Raw genomic sequence first — 16,927 nt, 5'->3', positions numbered from 1 at the left:
CCTCGCTTCCCTCGCTCTCGCTCAACTCGCTTCCCTCGCTCTCGCTCAACTCGCGCCGCCGCCGACCCAGTTGGAGCCCCCATGACCTCCGTCCGGCCCGCCGCCGCATCCGCCTCACTCACGGACCACCTGAGGCACTGGGCCAGACATCGGCCGCAGCAACGCGCCTTCAGCCACGTCGACTTCCCCGACAGCGCACCCACCGGAGTGCACCGCGCCCTCGGGTGGCGTGCCCTCGACGCCCGGGCCAGGGCCGTCGCCGACCGGCTCGTCCAGGTCGCCTCGCCCGGCGAACGCGCCGCCCTCGTGCTGCCCCAGGGGCTCGACTACGCGGCCGGCTTCCTCGGCTGCCTGTACGCCCGCGTCATCGCCGTACCTCTCTTCGGCCCCCAACTCCCCGGCCACGAAGGGAGACTGGCGGCAGTCCTGGCCGACTGCGAACCGGCCTGTCTGCTCAGCGACTCCGAAACGGCCCGCGCGACGGGCGAGTTCATCCGCGAACGGGGCCTGCCGGAGGTCCCCGTCGTACCCGTGGACCAACTCCCGCTCCAGCGCGGCGGGTTCATCGATTCGGGCGAACCGTCGGGCGCCCCCGAGCCGGACGACGTCGCGTACCTCCAGTACACCTCCGGCTCCACCCGCAGCCCGGCCGGCGTGATGATCAGCCACGCCAACGTCGTCGCCAACGCCCGCCAGGCCATTGACGCGTTCATCGCCGATCCGGACGCCGCCACCACGGTCGGCTGGCTGCCCCTCTTCCACGACATGGGCCTCGTCCTCAGCATCGCCGCGCCCGTCGTGGGCGGCTTCCCGTCCGTCCTCATGGACCCCTCGGCGTTCCTCCGGGACCCCGCCCGCTGGCTGCGCCTCCTCGGCTCGTACGAGGGCACCGTCAGCGCCGCCCCGAACTTCGCGTACGACTACTGCGTGGCCCGCACCGACCCCGCGCTCGTCGACGAACTCCGCCTGGACCGCGTACGGGTGCTCATCAACGGCAGCGAACCGGTGCGCGCCGCGACGGTGGACCGCTTCCACACGACGTTCGCGCCCGCCGGGCTCGACCCGGCCGCGCACTGTCCGGCGTACGGCCTGGCGGAGGCCACCGTGTTCGTGACCGCGAGCTCCCGGGACGAGCCGTCCTCATCCGTCGCCTGTGACCCCGACGCGCTCACGGAGGGGCGGATCGAGGAGACGTCGGACGAGACGGCGGCCGTGCTCGTCCCGTGCGGGGCGCCCGTCGGGCAGGAGCTGCGGATCGTCGGCCGGGACGGTGCCGAGCTGCCGCAGGGGCTGGTCGGCGAGATCCAGTTGCGCGGCCCCAACATCGGGCGCGGCTACTGGAAGCGCGCCGGACTCACGGCCGAGACCTTCGGCTTCGGCGCGGCCGGGGACTGGCTGCGCACCGGCGACCTCGGCGCCCTGCACGACGGGCGGCTGCTCGTCACCGGCCGCCTCAAGGACGTACTCATCGTGGACGGGCGCAACCACTACCCCCAGGACATCGAGGAGACGGTACAGACAGCCGTGGCCCTGATCCGCCGGGACCACCTCGCCGCGTTCGGAGTGATCCGGGCGGACGACGTGGGCGAGGATCTCGTCGTGGTCGCGGAGCACCGGCGCGACACCGATCCGACGCCGAAGGACACCCGGAACGCCGAACGCGTCGTGCGCGCCGCGATCTCCGCCCGTCACGGACTGCGCCTCGGCTCACTGCGGCTCGTGCCACCGGGCTCCGTTCCCCGCACGAGCAGCGGCAAGGTGTCCCGCGATGCTGCCCGGGCGCGCTTCCTCGACGGCGAGTTCGGGCCGCGATGAGCGTGTCGCGCAGGGAGATCCGCGAGCTGGTCGCGGGGCGGCTCCAGGACTGGTACGGCGTCAGCTCGGGCCAACTCCCCGACGACAGGCCCCTGGCGGAGGCCGGACTCACCTCCCGGGACGCGGTGGCGCTGACGGCCGACCTGAGCGCACTGGCCGGGAGGCTGCTGCCGGACACGCTGCTGTGGGAGGCACCGACGATCGACGCACTGGTGAGACGACTGGGGGCGACCGCGCCGCCCTCGAAGGGGCTCGGGGCTGTGACATACGTGGCTCCGCCGGGTGGGCGCGACCAGCCACAGTCGACCGGCACCTTCCGAACCGAACCGACCCCCGTCGCCGTCATCGGCGTCGGCTGCCGCCTCCCCGGCGGTGTCACGTCCCCCGACGCCTACTGGCGGCTCCTCACCGAGGGCCGCGACGCCGTCGGCACACTTCCGCCCGGCCGCTGGGACCCCTTCCTCCGAGACCCGGAACGGCTGCCGGACGACGTGAACCGGCACGGCGCGTTCCTCGGGGGCCTCGACGACATCGCCGGCTTCGACGCCGAGTTCTTCGGCATCCCCGCCCACGAGGCGACCGCCATGGACCCCCAGCACCGCATGCTCCTCGAAGTCACCCGGGAGGCCCTCGACCACGCGGCCGTCCGCGCGCCCGCGCTCGCGGGCACCCGCACCGGTGTCTTCGTGGGTATCGGTGGCAACGAGTACGCGCACCTCACGACCGCCGACCTCCACGCCGTGGACGCCTGGACGGCCACCGGCGCGTCCATGAGCATCGCCGCGGGCCGCCTGTCGTACGCCCTCGACCTGCGCGGCCCCAGCCTGTCCGTGGACACGGCGTGTTCGTCGTCGCTGGTCGCGGTGCACCACGCCGTACGCAGCCTGGTGACGGGCGAGAGCGACACGGCGCTCGCCGCCGGGGTGAACCTGCTTCTGACCCCCGCCGTCACCCTCGGTTTCCAGCGCGCGGGCGCCCTCGCCCCGGACGGCCGCTGCAAGGCCTTCGACGCCGCGGCCGACGGGATCGTACGCGGCGAGGGCTGCGGAGTCGTCGTACTGAAACGGCTCGCGGACGCCGAACGAGACGGTGACCGGGTCCTGGCGGTGGTCCATGCGACGGCCGTCAACTCCGACGGCCGCTCCAACGGCCTGACCGCCCCCAACTCCGAGGCCCAGTGCGCCCTCCTCGCCGAGGCGCACACCGCCCCGAGGACCGTGGACTACGTGGAGGCGCACGGCACGGGCACCGCACTCGGCGACCCCATCGAGGCGAGCGCCCTCGGCGCCGTGCTCGGCCGCGACCGCGCCCTGGACCAGCCCCTTCTGATCGGCTCCGCCAAGACGAACCTCGGCCACCTGGAAGCGGCCGCCGGTATCGCGGGCCTGATCAAGACCGTGCTCGCCCTGCACCACGGCGAGATCCCCGCCCACCTGCACTTCACCCGCCCGGGTCCGCATGCCGACCTCGACGCGCTCGGCCTGCGCGTGGTCGGCTCGCCCGAACCCTGGCCCCGCTACTCGGGCACGGCCACCGCGGGCGTCTCGGCCTTCGGCTTCGGCGGTACGAACGCCCACGTCGTCCTCGCCGAACACCGCCCGGCCGCCCGGGCGAAAGGGCCCGCCGAACGCCCCGCGCTGCTCCTGCTCGACGGGCCGACCAAGGAGCGCGTACGTGCCTACGCCGGTGAGCTGGCCGCCTGGCTGGACACCCCCGACAGCCGGCGCGTACGCGACGCCGACCTGGCCCGCACGCTCGCGGGGCGCACCGGCCGTGGCCGCCATCGCGCCGCTCTCGTCACCCGCGACCGCACCGAGACCCGCACCGCACTCGGCCGCCTCGTGGCGGGCCACCCCTCCCCGCGGCTGGTCACGGGGGAAGGGCGGCCGGGCGGACCCGGACCCATGGTGTGGGTCTTCTCCGGCTACGGCTCGCAGTGGCCCGGCATGGGCCGTCAACTCCTCGCGACGGAACCGGCGTTCGCGGCCTCCGTCGACCGGCTGGAAGCCATCGTGCGCTACCACGCGGGGCTCTCCCTGCGCGCCGGCCTCCAACCCGACGCAGACCTTTCGACCCCCGCAACCGTCATGCCCGTGCTCTACGGCGTCCAGGTCGCCCTCGCCGAACTGTGGCGCTCGTACGGCCTGGAACCCGACGCCGTCATCGGCCACTCGCTGGGCGAGATCGCGGCGGCGGTCGTGTCGGGCGCGCTGGACGAGGCCACCGGCGCCCGGATCGTCGCCGTACGCTCCCGGCTGCTGGCCCGGATGACCGGCGGAGCCATGGCGGTCGTGGAGCTACCGGCGGCCGAAATCCCGCTGCTGGCGAAGGAGTTCACAACCCTGGAAGTGGCCGTGCACTCCTCACCCGCGCAGAGCGTGGTCACGGGCTCGGCCGAGGACGTGGCCGGACTGGTCGCCCGGGTGACCGAGAGCGGCGGCTTCGCCCGTTCGCTGGGCGTGTCGGGAGCGGGCCACTCACCCGAAGTCGAGCCGCTGCTACCGGAGTTCGCGTGGGAGCTGGGCGAGGTCCGGCAGTCCGCGCCCCGCTGTCGCCGGTACTCCACCGCGCTCGGTGATCCCCGCGAGACCGTGCCCTGTGACACGGAGTACTGGGCGGCCAATCTGCGCAACCCCGTCCGCTTCGCGCAGGCGGTGCGCGCCGCCGCCGAGGACGGCCACCGCGTCTTCGTCGAAGTCGCCCCGCACGCAACCCAGTTGCACCCGCTGACCGACACCCTGCGCGATGCCGGCGCCGACGACGCGCTGATCGTGCCCACGCTGCGCCGCGACACCGACGACGCGCTCACCTTCCGTACCTCGCTGGCCACGCTGCTCGTCCACGGCGTACGGGTGGCCCGGCCGAGGGAGGGACTGCATCCCGAGGGCCGCATCGTGGACGTCCCGCCGCCCCGCTGGCGCCGTCGCCGCTTCTGGGCGGGGGAGGAGCCGTCCGAGGAACCGCCCTGGGCGGCGCCTCTCGACCCGGCCGCCGGTCCTCTCGAACGGCTCCGGCTGTGCGTGGCCGCAGTCATGGGCTACAGCCCCGAACGCCTCGACCCCGACACCCCGTTGACCGACCTCGGGCTGGACTCCCTCACGGCCGTGCGCATACGGGCCGCGGTGGAGCGGGAGTTCGGCATCGAGGTGGAGCCGGGGGTGCTGCTCAGACGCGGGACGCTGAGGGCCGTGGCCGGGCTGCTGGAGACCGGAGGAGAAGCGGAGAGGGCCGGTTACCCGGGACGGCAGACGACGCCCGGAGATCCGAAAGAGCGGGGGACGGCGGTGAGTTCGGCCGCCGACCCGCTTGTACGAGGAGGAGCCGACATGCTCGTACGAGAAGGGACCGCGACGCGGCCCGACGCCCCGACCCCTCTCCGCGCGTTCCCGGGAACCGGTCCCGGTATCCCCCTCTTCCTGGCCCACGCCGCAGGCGGCTCCGCCGATGTGTACGCCCGGCTGGCCCAGTGCCTGGACGGCGACCGCCCGGTGTACGGCTTCGACCGTCAGCCCGACCCCGACGATGTGCCGGGCCGGGCCGCGGAGTTCGTCCGGAGGATACGAGAGCGGCTGCCCAAAGGCCCCTGGGTCCTTGGTGGTTGGTCGTACGGCGGTCTGGTCGCCCAGGAGGCGGTCCGGCTTCTCGCCCCGCACGGCAGAGTCCCCGCCCTCGTCCTGCTCGACTCGGTACTGCCCCTGCCCACCCGCCTCACCACGACCGACCTGGCCCTGCGTCACTTCCGGGACTTCGCCGCGTACGTGGCACGCACCTACGGCACCGCGCTCGACCTGCCGTACGACGAACTCGCCGGGCTCGACGACGCGGGACGGATCGACCTCGTCATCAAGGTGCTGCAGGACGCCGTCGAACTGCCGGAGGCGGTCCTCGAACACCAGCGGACCTCCTATGTGGACCTGCGCAGCGGCGAGCGCCACCGGCCCGGCGGCTACGCGGGCCGCACCCTGCTCTACCGGGCGAGCGAGCCCGCCCCGCACACCGTCCACGACCCACGTTACGAACGCGGCGACGCGACGCTCGGCTGGGAGGCGCACTGCGCCGACCTGACCGTCGTCCCGCTGCCCGGCCACCATCTGTCGCTGCTCGACCCACCGGTCGTCGACACGCTGGCCGCACTGCTGACACGCGATCTGCGGGACTCCTGAAGGGACTTGCCCCATGACTCGTACGACTCGTATGGCTCGCAGGCGGAGATGTGCCGCGCTCGCGGTGACGACGGCGCTGCTCGGCACGGGAGCGGTGCTCACGGCCCCACCCGCTACGGCCTCACCCGCCACGGCCTCTCCCGCGGCCGCGGTGGCCGCGGGTGCCACGGTCGTCGCCGAGAAGTGGCTCGACGCCAGAACCGTCGACCTCACGGTCGCCTCCCCGGCGGTGGGTGCGTCCCTGCCGGTACGGGTGGTCCTGCCGACCGGCTACGCCGCACAGCCCGACCGCACCTGGCCCGTGCTCTATCTCCTCCAGGGCGCGCACGACGACTACACGTCCTGGACGAGGGAGACGGACGTCGTCGACTTCCTCGCCGGCCAGGACGTCATCACCGTGATGCCGTCGTCCGGCCCCACCGGCATCCCCACCGACTGGTGGAACTACGGCAGCGCCGGCGCGCCGGACTACGAGACGTTCCAGGTCGACGAGTTGATGGGGCTGCTGCAGCAGAAGTACCGGGCGGGGACGAAACGTGCCGTCGCCGGTGTCTCCACGGGCGGCTACGGCGCCCTGGCCTTCGCCGCCCGGCACCCCGGAACCTTCGCCGCGGCCGCCTCGTACAGCGGGATCCTCGACACCACGGCCTTCGGCATGCCGACCGTGCTCAACGCGATCGTCGCCCGGGAACAACTGCTGCCGCTGACGCTCTGGGGCAGCCCGCTGCTCAACCGGGACAACTGGAACCGGCACAACCCCTCCGCGCAGGCCGCGGGCCTCAAGGGCACCAGCCTGTACATCTCCCAGGGCAGCGGCCTGGCGAGCGGCGACTTCGACAACCTCGAAGGCGCGGTGCTCGAAGGCGCCCTCTGGTCCCAGGCGCACCGGTTCACCGAACGGCTGGACGCCCTGGGCATCCCGGCCCAGGTGCACTTCTACAACGGCGGAGCACACGCGTGGCCGTACTGGCGACAGGAGTTCAAGGCGTCGTGGCCCATGCTCGCGGCGGGCCTGGGCCTGAGCTGACTCGGGCCCCGGCCCGAGCCGACCCGTGATCGGGCCCCGGCCTGAGCGGACCCCTGACCCGAGTCGATCCCCTCAAGGAGGAACCACCATGGATGCCCTGGCCGAGGCAGTCGTCGCGGGAGCCGCCCGCACCGAACTGGAGCACCTGCCCCCGCCCGACCGCTTCACCGCCGCCCACCTGCGCGCGGAGGACATCGACAGCTTCACCGGAGTCGCCGACAAGGACGTACGGAAATCCATCCACATCGGTGCGGTGCCGATGCCCGAACTCGCCCCGAACGAGGTGCTGGTGGCCGTCATGGCCAGCGGCATCAACTACAACACCGTCTGGTCGGCGATGTTCGAACCCATCCCGACCTTCACCTTCCTGAAGCACTTCGGCCGTCAGGACCGCTGGGCGGCCAGGCACGACCAGCCCTTCCACGTCATCGGCTCGGACGCCTCCGGTGTCGTCGTGCGCGCGGGTTCGGGTGTGCGCAGATGGCGGGTCGGCGACCACGTCGTGGTGAGCCCCGTGTACGTCGACGAGGAGGACCCGGCGACCCACGCCGACGGCATGCTGGGCAACGGCATGCTGGCGTGGGGCTTCGAGACCAACTACGGAGGACTGGCCCACTACGCCGTGGCCCGGACAAGTCAACTCCTGCCCAAGCCAGCCCACTTGACCTGGGAAGAGGCTGCCTCCAACCCACTGTGCGCGGGCACGGCGTACCGCATGCTGGTCAGTGACCGGGGTGCCCGGATGACCCAGGGCGACGTGGTGTTGATCTGGGGAGCGGCGGGCGGACTCGGCGCGTACGCGGTCCAACTCGTCCGCAACGGCGGGGGGATAGCGGTCGGCGTCGTCAGCAGTGAGCGGAAGGCGGAGTACGCCCGCCGGCTCGGCTGCCACCACGTCATCAACCGGGAGGAGATCGGCCTCAGCGGCAGCGAGCCGCCCGCCGATCCCGCCCTGGTCGGCAAACGGCTCGGCAAGCTGGTCCGCGCCGCGACCGGGGAGGACCCGCACATCGTCTTCGAGCACGTCGGCCGGGCCACCTTCGGCGTCTCCGTCTTCGTCGTCCGCCGGGGCGGGGCGGTGGTGACGTGCGGCTCCAGCACCGGCTACCAGCACGAGTTCGACAACCGGTACCTCTGGATGCGCCTCAAGCGCGTCATCGGCAGCCACGGCTCCAACCTCCACGAACAGGCCGCCGTCGGCCGCCTCCTCGACCTCGGCCATCTCACCCCCGCCCTCACCGAGACCTACCCGCTCACCGACACGGCCGAGGCGGCCCGCCTGGTCCAGAACAACACCCACCTGGGCAAGGTCGGCGTACTCGCGCTCGCTCCCGGGCCCGGGCTCGGGGTCATGGACCCCGAGCGCCGGGAGCGCCTCACCGGGATATGACCGTCATCAGGAAGGAGCGGGTTGTTCCTCGTGCTCCTGGGCCTTCGTCGGGACCCGCGGCCGCGGTGTCATCGAGAGCTTGTCGGGCTTGACCGTGACGATGGCCTGGGGGCGGGGGGGAGCGGATGTGAGGGTCAGCCGCCAGCGTTGGACGACGGTGGCCAGGACGATGAGGAGTTCGGTCCAGGCGAACTCCTCGCCGATGCACTTGCGCCGGCCGTCCCCGAAGGCGAGGAACGAGGAGCGGTTTATGCTCTTGGCGCGCTCGGGCTCCCAACGGCCCGGGTCGAAGGCCGCCGGGTCCGCATAGACCTCGGGGTCGTGCTGATGGACGTACGGGCTGTATACGACGTCCGCGCCCTCGGGGATCGGAACTCCGTCGAGGACGACCGGCCGCGTGGTGGTCCGGGTGACGAGCCAGGCGGGCCCGTACATGCGCATGGCCTCCTTGAGGACACTGCGCATGTACGGCAGGGAGCCCAGGTCCTCCTGGCGCAGCGGGCGTTCGCCGCAGACGGCGTCGAGTTCGGCGTGCAGCTTCCGCTCGATCCCCGGGTTGCGGCTGATCTCGTACAGGGTCCATGCCAGGGTCGTCCCGGTGGTCTCGATCGCGCCCGTGAGGAGGGTGATCGCCTCGTCCTGGAGCTGTTGGCGGGAGAGGGGGCCCGTCTCGGGGTCGTCGGCCGTGAGGAGAGTGGAGAAGAGGCCGGTCTGCGACGCGGTGCCCTCGGCCTGCACGCCGTCCTGATGGGCGGGGCAGCCGGGCGGCGGCGCGGGCTGTTCCGCGGACGCCAACTGGGCGCGGTGGTGGTCGATGGCCTGGTCGATGAGGGTCCGCAGCCGGGCGACCCGCCGCTCGTGCGCGCGGTTCGCGGGCAGGGGCAGTTTCGTCACCCAACCGGGCAGGATGGTCTGCCGGATCGTGCCACGCATGATCTCCGGCATGAGGCCCTGGAACTCCTGCTCGACATGACCCGGCAGGCCCGAGCCGAAGAGCGCCACGAGGAACGTCGACAGCGTCAGGTCGTTCATGTCCTCGTACGTGTCACGCGCGACCCCCTCCGCCCATGCCTCGGTCGCCGTCCGTACGTGGCTGATCATGACGTCGCCACGGGTCGCGATGTGCGACTTGTTGAACATCGGCTGCATCAGCCGCCGGTGCTTCATGTGCAGGTCGCCGTCGGCGATCGTGGCGAGGCCGTCGCCGAAGAACACCCGCAGCGCGTCGATGATTTTGCCGCCCTTGGCGAACGCGTCGACCTCCGTCACCAGCACCCGGCGGGTGACGGCCGGGTCGGTGACCACATACGCGGCGGTGGGGCCTATCAGGATCTTCACGACGCTGCCCTGTTCGCGCAGCGCGTTCATGAACTCCAGGGGACGTCGGGCCAGTTGGTGTCCGTGTCCGATCAAGGGCAGGCGGCCGGGCGCGGTCGGTGCCGCGGCGGGAGAACCTGATACGCCGCTCATCGGTGAGTCTCCTCAAGATCAACTCGGGTGGTGTGATCATGACATGCATGCCCACGCGATCCGTGTCGTACCCGCCGTTTTCGTCACACCGCCCTTCGGCATGGGTGATGGGTTAAGGGATTTGTCGACCCGTAAGGCCTGGTCGGAGCGTGACGAAAGCTTCACAGAACCGGAGGGGAGAGGTTGATCCGAGGTAGATCAAACCCGATAAGGTTCCCTGAGGCGCGGCGAGTTGACGCGACAGCAATCGGTTGTCGCTCGCTGTCCACGCATGCCCGTCGCGGGGTGGATCACCGCGCGGCGAGTGCTGCCCCGAGCTTCTCCCCCCTGTTCGATCGTGTTGCTTCGAAGGATGCAGATGGAACTTGCCACTCCGCCACCGGAGGCGCGGGCACCGGCCGCCTGGTACAGCTGGTGGCTGATGCCGCTGGCCTTAGGCGCTGGAACCGTCGCCGCCGCGGTCGCCGGACCCGACTCGACCCAGATACCCGCGATCGTCTCCGGCGTCGCGGCGACGGCTGCGAGCGCCATCTCCGTACGACTCCTCGTCCGCTCCCAGCTCCAGCTGCGCCGCAGCGCAGGCGAGTTCAGGAACGCGCAGGCCGAACACTCCCAGCAGTGGCAGCAGCACGTGGCCGGCCTGGAGCGCAAGTACGCCGCCGAACGCTCCACGTACGACGCCCAGTTGGCCGAGCAGGCCAAGGCCTACGAGGCGCGGATCGCCGAGCAGACGCAGGCCTGGCAGGAGCAGCTCGACCGGCAGCTCGCGGCCGTCGCCCAGCTCGCCGACCAGCAGCTGCCCGAGGCGCTGGAGCGGCTGCGGGCCGGTGACTCCATCGACGACGTGCTGCCCTCCGTCAACCAGTGCGCGGAGGTCAGCGCCGACCTGCAGGCCCAACTGCGCAAGGTGCTCAGGACGGCACTCATCGGCGTGGAGCAGGAGTTCAACCGCTCCACCTCCGCCGAGCAGGCCGTCATCAGCATCGGCAGCCGTATCCACGTACTGACCAGCAAGCTGCGCGGCCGGCTCCACGAGATGCAGGGCGAACACGGCAGGCTGCCCTCCGTCGCCCAGGGTCTGATGGAGCTCGACCAGCAGCTCGGCCCCGCCGACTCGCTGGCCGCGAGCATCGGCGTACTCGGCGGCTCGGACCGGCCCGGCCGCCAGTGGCAGGAGCCTCAGCGCCTGCTCAGCGTGGTGCGCGGAGGCATCGGCCGGATCAAGGACTTCGACCGCGTCCAGGTGCAGCACCTGCCCGAACTCGGCGTCGACGGCGGCATGGTGGACCACCTCACGCTGATCTTCGCCCACCTGCTCGACAACGCGGCGCGCTACTCGCCGCCCACCGAGCCGGTGATCGTCTCTGGCAAGGAGGTGCCCAATGGCGTCGGTGTCGAGATCCAGGACTCCGGCAAGGGCCTGAACGAGGAGAAGAAGCAGGAGGCACTCCAGTCGCTGGAGGGTGTGGCCCCTGGCCCCGGCCTCGGCGGGGTGTCCGAGGACGCCCACCTCGGTCTGCGCGTGGTGGGAGCCCTGGCCCGCCGGTACGGCATCAGGGTCACCTTCGCGGACTCGCCGTGGCTCGGCACCTCGGTGGTCATCGTGGTACCTCACAAGTACTTCAGCCAGTTGCCCGCCGCCGTCACGGCGCCGGCTCCTGCCGCTGAGGCTTCCGTCGCGCCGGGCACCGGTTCGGCCCCGGCCGAGGAATCGGGTCAGGCCGAGGAGCCGGAGGAGACCGGGGACACCACGCCCGGCGGTCTGCCCCGGCGCCGCAGGCGAGCCGAGTCCGAGAGGCCCAGGTCGGTCGCACGGGAGGACGAGTCCACCGCCACCGCCTCGCACGCGGTGCCGCCGGACGAGTCCTTCACCGGCCTGGCCGCCTTCGCCACGGCCGGACGTGAGCCGACCGCCGGACGCGAGCCGGCTGCCGGACACGAGCCGACCGCCGGACGTGAGTCCACAGAGCACCGCACTGAAGAGAGCGACTAGTCCACATGACGCAACAGGGAACCGACGTGAGCTGGGCGCTCCGCGATCTGGTGGAGAGCATCCAGGAGATCCGCTTCGCCCTCGTGGCCTCCAGCGACGGCAAGGCCATCACCTCCTACGGCGCCGACGACCCCGACGACGTGGACCGTTTCGCCGCTGTGGTGGCGGGCCTGCAGGCACTGGCCCAGCCCGTGGCCGAGCAGTTCCCCAAATACGCCGGGCAACTGCGCCTCGCGATGATCGAGGTGGACGGCGGTCACCTCTTCGTGGTGCGCGCCGGCGTGGAGACGTACCTCGGAGTGCTCGCGAGGGAGGGGCTCGACCAGGGCCTGCTCGGACACCAGATGAGGGACCTGGCCCGCAGGATGGGTGAGCTCCTCGGCACCACTCCGCGCCTGGAGGAGCACTCTGGATGAGTGGTCCCCGCCGACCCACGGACCCGTCCGGTCTGGAGCGCTACTACGTCCTCACGGGCGGTCGCAGCGGACCGGGCGGTTCGTCGTCGAGCCTTGACGTGGCGACCCTCATCACCTCCCGTGCCGCAGCCGTCCCCGGACTGCAGCACGAGCACGAGGAGATCCTCCGGCGCTGCCGCGATCCGCTGTCGGTGGCCGAACTCGGCGCCCATCTCGGATTGCCCTTCAACATTCTCGCGGTGCTCTTGGCCGATCTGCTGGACGCAGGACGCGTTGAAGCCCGTGACCCCATCCCGGCGTCGAACGCCGGTCGCGGGCCCGACCTCGCGCTCCTTGAGGAGGTACTCAGTGGACTTGAAAGGCTTTGACCATCCCGACCGGTACTCGGCCGACGGCACTCTGCCGGCCGGTGCCCGCTCGGTGAAGGTGATGATCGCCGGCGGGTTCGGCACCGGCAAGACCACCATGGTCCGCTCGGTCAGCGACATCAAGCCGCTCACCACCGAGGAGACGCTGACCCAGGCCAGCGCCGACGTCGACAACCTGATCGGGGTGGCGGACAAGCAGGAGACCACCGTCAGCCTCGACTTCGGCAAGATCGGCATCAACGACCAGCTGGTGCTGTACCTGTTCGGCACTCCCGGCCAGGAGCGGTTCTGGTTCCTGTGGAACGGGCTGTTCAAGGGCGCGCTCGGGGCCGTGGTCCTGGTCGACACGCGTCGACTGGCCTCCAGCTTCCGGGCGATCGAGGAGATGGAGCGGCAGAACGTCCCGTTCGTGATCGCCCTCAACGTCTTCCCCGACTCCAAGGACCACCCGGTCGAGGAGATCCGCGACGCGCTGGACATCTCCCCGCACACCCCGATCGTGGCCTGCGACGCCCGCGACCGGGTCTCCAGCCGTGATGTGCTCATTGCGCTGATACGCCACCTCAAAGAACGCTCCGCAGTCGCTCTGGAGTCCCGATGACCGACCAGCCCTTAAACGGTCCCGACGCCCCGCGCGGCTGCCCGGTCGCGCACGGCGGGGGAGACGGGCTCACCCGTCTCTACGGGCCCGACGCGGCGACCGACCCGATCGGTATCTACTCGCGCCTGCGCAAGCAGCACGGGCCGGTCGCGCCGGTACTGCTTGAGGGCGACATCCCGGCGTGGCTGGTCCTCGGCTACCGGGAGAACAGACGGGTGCTCGACAACCCCCGCCAGTTCAGCCGGGATTCGCGGATCTGGCGGGACTGGAAGGACGGGCGTGTCGAGAGCACCTCGCCACTGATTCCGATGCTGGGGTGGCGGCCCGACTGCGTCTCCCAGGACGGCGAACCGCACCGCAGGCTGCGCGGCGCGGTGACGGACAACCTGCAGGCCGTCTCGGGCCGTGGCATCCGCCGCCATGTCACACACTTCGCCAACAAACTGATCGACGCGTTCGCCGGTGCCGGCAGTGCCGACCTGGTGGCCGAATACGCCGAGTTCCTGCCGATGCTCGTACTGACCAGGGTGTTCGGGCTCGCGGAGGGCGAGGGGCGGAAGCTCGCCGAGTCCTGCGCACAGGTGATGAAGGGCGGTGCGGACGCCCTCGTCCACAACGACCGCATCATGCAGATCCTCGGCGAACTGGCCGAGCGCAAGCGGGTGGAGCCGGGCTCCGACTTCACGACCGGTCTGCTGGAGCACCACGCCGACCTGGACGACGACGAGATAATCAACCATCTTCGTCTGGTGCTGATCACCGCGCACGCCACCACCAGCAATCTGCTGGCCCGGGTGCTCCAACTGGTGCTCACCGACACCAACCGGCTCTCCGGTCTGGTCAGCGGACAGCTCAACATCTCCGCCGTCGTCGAGGAGGTCATGTGGAACACCCCGCCACTGGCCGTCCTGCCGGGGCGGTTCGCCGCGGCCGACCTCGAACTGGGCGGGCACCGTATCCAGGAGGGCGACCTGCTCGTCCTCGGCCTGACCGCCGGCAACGTCGACCCGGAGATCCGGCCCGACGTCGGCATCTCCGTGCACGGCAACCAGTCGCACCTCGCGTTCAGCGGGGGACCGCACGAGTGCCCCGGGCAGAACATCGGACAGGCCATCATCGAGACGGCCGTCAATGTCCTGCTGCACCGGCTGCCGGGGCTGCGGCTCGCGGTGACGCCGGACGAGCTCACGTCCACGGCTTCCACGTGGGAGGCGAAACTCGACCGGCTTCCGGTGGAGTTCACGGCGTAGGCGCTCCGCTGGTCTTTCCCGAGGCGACTGTTGTGGGTCGGCTGCGGATTCGTTGTGGCTTGTCGCGCCCACGCGGCGGAGCCGCACAATGTCACAGCCCCGCGCCCCTGACGGGGGCGCGGGGAACTGTGTTCAGACCGCCAGGAGATCGTCCAGTGAGCCCTTGCCTGCCAACTCGGCCTTGGCGGCGGGGGATTCCTTGTCCGCGGCGTAGCGGCCCGAGGTGAGTGCCCACTCGTAGTTGCCGTTTATCCAGTGCTGGATGGCCTCGACGCCCATCCGGACCTTCGTGCGGTCGTCCTCGTCAAGGCCGAGTTCGTCGCACATCTGCGGTACCTGCGCCTCCAGTTCGAGGTACTCGGCAAGGCTGTCCGTGGTCATCTTGACCGCCTCGTCGGCGGCCTCCTGCCAGCCGCAGCGGCGCTCGCGGTGCAGGACGGCTATCAGGTTGTGGCCGTCCCCTCGGCGTTTCTCGCGCTCGAAGGAGTGGATGTCGTTCATGAAGCCGATGGTGTCGGCGGCCAGGTCCCGCATTCTCTCCATCAGCGGATGCGCCTGCACCTCGGCGGGCACCTCGAAGCCGCGGCTGCGCTCACCGGCGTCGATGCTGTGGTGGATGCCGACCGTACGACGGCGGAACTCGGCGTACTCCTGAAGGTCGAGCGTGCCGGCCAGGCCGCGGGCGGCCAGGTCGACCTCCTCGGTGTGCGCCACAAGAAAGCGGCCCCAGGAGGCCGCGAATCTCGTACGCCATGTCAGAGACATGCCATCCGAAAGATGAGCCCAGACCTCCGCCCAGGCCACGGTGATCGGGCACGCCACACGAGGGGTGATGCCCGCCGGCCGCAGGGGGGTGGCGATGAGCTCCCGCGCGACCTCCGCTATGCGGTCGGCGCGATCCGGCCTTCCTGAGTCGAACTGGTCGTCGAAAAGGAACGCCAGCGAGAACCAGTTCATCAGGACGACCATGTCGTCGGCGGAGGCGTGGGGATAGGTGCGGGCCGCCGCCTGGGGCAGATCCCAGGAGCGGTATTCCTCGAATCCGGCCTGGCTGCGCACCAGGCCCTTGTCCCATACCCAGCGCAGATGGCGGGCGCGGGCGTACTCGAGATGTTCGCTGACGGGGGTGGTGAAGGGGAGGTCGAACCTGACGTCCTGCGGCATTCGCGTCCTCTCTTGAGACGATGCACAGGGCCCCCCATCCCTGTGGGCGGACGTCGAAATTGACGCCCGCTGGCTCGAACTGCGTTTCCCGAGACGAAAGTTGACTCGATTTACGCTACGAGGCTGCCCTGATCGTAAATGATCTATGCCGCGACCTCGGTGACTTGACCGTGACCTGCGTTACACCACTCCGTGACCTCGACGATTCGTCGGTCTCCGTGGCCGAATGCGCGCGTTCGCCCTCCGCTGGGACGGGTCACGGGCGCGCGGCCGACTGATTTCCGCAGGCGGGGTACCCGGTCGCCGTGGAGCCGTGGGCGGAGCGCCGCTCGTGGTCGGTCGGTCGGTGTACGGAGGAAACATGGCACTGGTAGTGGCGGGCGTCGTGGTGTTGGACTGTGCCGAGCCCGAGAAACTCGCCGCGTTCTACAAGGAGTTCCTCGACGCGGAGGAGACGGACGCGTCGGCGAACCGTGTGGAGATCAAGGGAACCGACGGGTTCCGGATCGCGTTCCGGCGGGATGTGAACGCCACTCCGCCGAGCTGGCCGCGCCCCGAGAACTCCCTGCAGGCCCACCTGGACTTCCATGTCGAGGACCTGGACGAGGCCGAGCGCAAGGTCATCGGGCTCGGCGGCCGGGCGCTGGACACCAAGGACCCGTCCGGTCCGTTCGAGGAGCGGGGATACGCCGATCCGGCCGGCCACTCGTTCACCGTCCGCAGTAACCGGACCACCGCGCCCAAGCAGGGCTGATCGAACAGGAGGACTTGCCTGTTCAGCCGTTGTGCGTGCGCAGGGCCGCCAGGGCGCGGTCCGCGTGCGCGCTCATCCTGAGCTCGCTGCGCACCACTTCCAGCACCTTCCGGTCCTCGGAGATCACGAAGGTGACCCGCTTCGTGGGCGCAAGCGAGAACCCCCGCGTCACACCGAACTGCTCGCGGATCAGGCCCTCCGGGTCGGACAGCAACGGGAACCCGAGGGTGTGCTTCCCGGCGAACTCCTGCTGGCGCTCGACCGTGTCACCGCTGACCCCCACCGGGCGCGCCCCGGCAGCTGTGAACTCGGCGGCCAGATCGCGGAAGTGGCACGCCTCGGCGGTGCAGCCGGCGCTCAGCGCCGCGGGATAGAAGAACAGCACGACCGGCCCCTCGCCCAGCAGCTCGGAGAGCTTGCGCGAGGCGCCGGTCTCGTCGAGAAGCTCGAAGTCCTCGACGGTGTCGCCGACCTCTATCTGGTTCTTCACGATCGCTCCCCTGACTCCCGGCCGGC

The 16,927-nt window shown here is 70.9% G+C and carries 13 protein-coding genes; 10 read left to right on the top strand and 3 right to left on the bottom strand.

Annotated elements, in window-relative coordinates:
• Positions 1 to 81 precede the first annotated feature (81 nt).
• From ACZ5VQ_RS29770 to ccrA, 4 genes are all read left to right on the top strand, one after another.
• Entirely contained in the window at positions 82 to 1,815 is a 1,734-nt protein-coding gene (locus ACZ5VQ_RS29770; RefSeq protein WP_469107575.1) for a fatty acyl-AMP ligase, read from the top strand.
• Complete coding sequence (locus ACZ5VQ_RS29765; protein ID WP_469107574.1) at positions 1,812 to 5,978, top strand: alpha/beta fold hydrolase; 4,167 nt, start codon at positions 1,812 to 1,814, stop codon at positions 5,976 to 5,978. The genes ACZ5VQ_RS29770 and ACZ5VQ_RS29765 overlap by 4 nt, the downstream gene beginning before the upstream one ends.
• Before the next feature lie 13 nt (positions 5,979 to 5,991).
• A complete protein-coding gene (locus tag ACZ5VQ_RS29760; protein ID WP_469107573.1) occupies positions 5,992 to 7,005 on the top strand; it encodes an alpha/beta hydrolase in 1,014 nt (337 codons plus the stop codon).
• An 88-nt stretch (positions 7,006 to 7,093) separates the two neighbouring features.
• On the top strand, positions 7,094 to 8,395 hold the full coding sequence (gene ccrA, locus ACZ5VQ_RS29755) for a crotonyl-CoA carboxylase/reductase (RefSeq protein ID WP_469107572.1): 1,302 nt from the start codon (positions 7,094 to 7,096) through the stop codon (positions 8,393 to 8,395).
• A gap of 6 nt (positions 8,396 to 8,401) precedes the next feature.
• Here the strand turns inward: ccrA and ACZ5VQ_RS29750 are convergent, their stop codons facing one another.
• A complete protein-coding gene (locus ACZ5VQ_RS29750; RefSeq protein WP_469107571.1) occupies positions 8,402 to 9,865 on the bottom strand; it encodes a cytochrome P450 in 1,464 nt (487 codons plus the stop codon).
• A 358-nt stretch (positions 9,866 to 10,223) separates the two neighbouring features.
• Here ACZ5VQ_RS29750 and ACZ5VQ_RS29745 point away from each other — a divergent pair, with 358 nt between their 5' ends.
• From ACZ5VQ_RS29745 to ACZ5VQ_RS29725, 5 genes are read left to right on the top strand one after another with little or no spacing between them, the layout of a single operon-like run.
• Complete coding sequence (locus tag ACZ5VQ_RS29745; protein WP_469107570.1) at positions 10,224 to 11,858, top strand: sensor histidine kinase; 1,635 nt, start codon at positions 10,224 to 10,226, stop codon at positions 11,856 to 11,858.
• A gap of 5 nt (positions 11,859 to 11,863) precedes the next feature.
• Complete coding sequence (locus ACZ5VQ_RS29740) at positions 11,864 to 12,274, top strand: roadblock/LC7 domain-containing protein (protein ID WP_055611716.1); 411 nt, start codon at positions 11,864 to 11,866, stop codon at positions 12,272 to 12,274.
• Complete coding sequence (locus tag ACZ5VQ_RS29735; protein WP_189844169.1) at positions 12,271 to 12,642, top strand: DUF742 domain-containing protein; 372 nt, start codon at positions 12,271 to 12,273, stop codon at positions 12,640 to 12,642. The genes ACZ5VQ_RS29740 and ACZ5VQ_RS29735 overlap by 4 nt, the downstream gene beginning before the upstream one ends.
• Positions 12,623 to 13,243 (top strand): GTP-binding protein, encoded by a 621-nt coding sequence (locus ACZ5VQ_RS29730; RefSeq protein ID WP_469107569.1) that lies wholly within the window; start codon positions 12,623 to 12,625, stop codon positions 13,241 to 13,243. The genes ACZ5VQ_RS29735 and ACZ5VQ_RS29730 overlap by 20 nt, the downstream gene beginning before the upstream one ends.
• Entirely contained in the window at positions 13,240 to 14,493 is a 1,254-nt protein-coding gene (locus ACZ5VQ_RS29725; RefSeq protein WP_469107568.1) for a cytochrome P450, read from the top strand. The genes ACZ5VQ_RS29730 and ACZ5VQ_RS29725 overlap by 4 nt, the downstream gene beginning before the upstream one ends.
• Before the next feature lie 132 nt (positions 14,494 to 14,625).
• Here ACZ5VQ_RS29725 and ACZ5VQ_RS29720 read toward each other — a convergent pair whose 3' ends face one another.
• A complete protein-coding gene (locus tag ACZ5VQ_RS29720) occupies positions 14,626 to 15,657 on the bottom strand; it encodes a 7-epi-alpha-eudesmol synthase (RefSeq protein WP_469107567.1) in 1,032 nt (343 codons plus the stop codon).
• Positions 15,658 to 16,018: 361 nt separating this feature from the next.
• Between ACZ5VQ_RS29720 and ACZ5VQ_RS29715 the strand changes: the two genes are divergently transcribed.
• On the top strand, positions 16,019 to 16,411 hold the full coding sequence (locus tag ACZ5VQ_RS29715; RefSeq protein WP_469107566.1) for a VOC family protein: 393 nt from the start codon (positions 16,019 to 16,021) through the stop codon (positions 16,409 to 16,411).
• Between the two features lie 22 nt (positions 16,412 to 16,433).
• On the opposite strand, the gene ACZ5VQ_RS29710 is transcribed toward ACZ5VQ_RS29715, so the two are convergent.
• Complete coding sequence (locus ACZ5VQ_RS29710; protein WP_469107565.1) at positions 16,434 to 16,901, bottom strand: peroxiredoxin; 468 nt, start codon at positions 16,899 to 16,901, stop codon at positions 16,434 to 16,436.
• Positions 16,902 to 16,927: the final 26 nt, after the last annotated feature.

The sequence above is a fragment of the Streptomyces sp. NPDC033178 genome (assembly GCF_055577685.1).
This window is presented reverse-complemented; position numbering and strand designations above follow the sequence as displayed.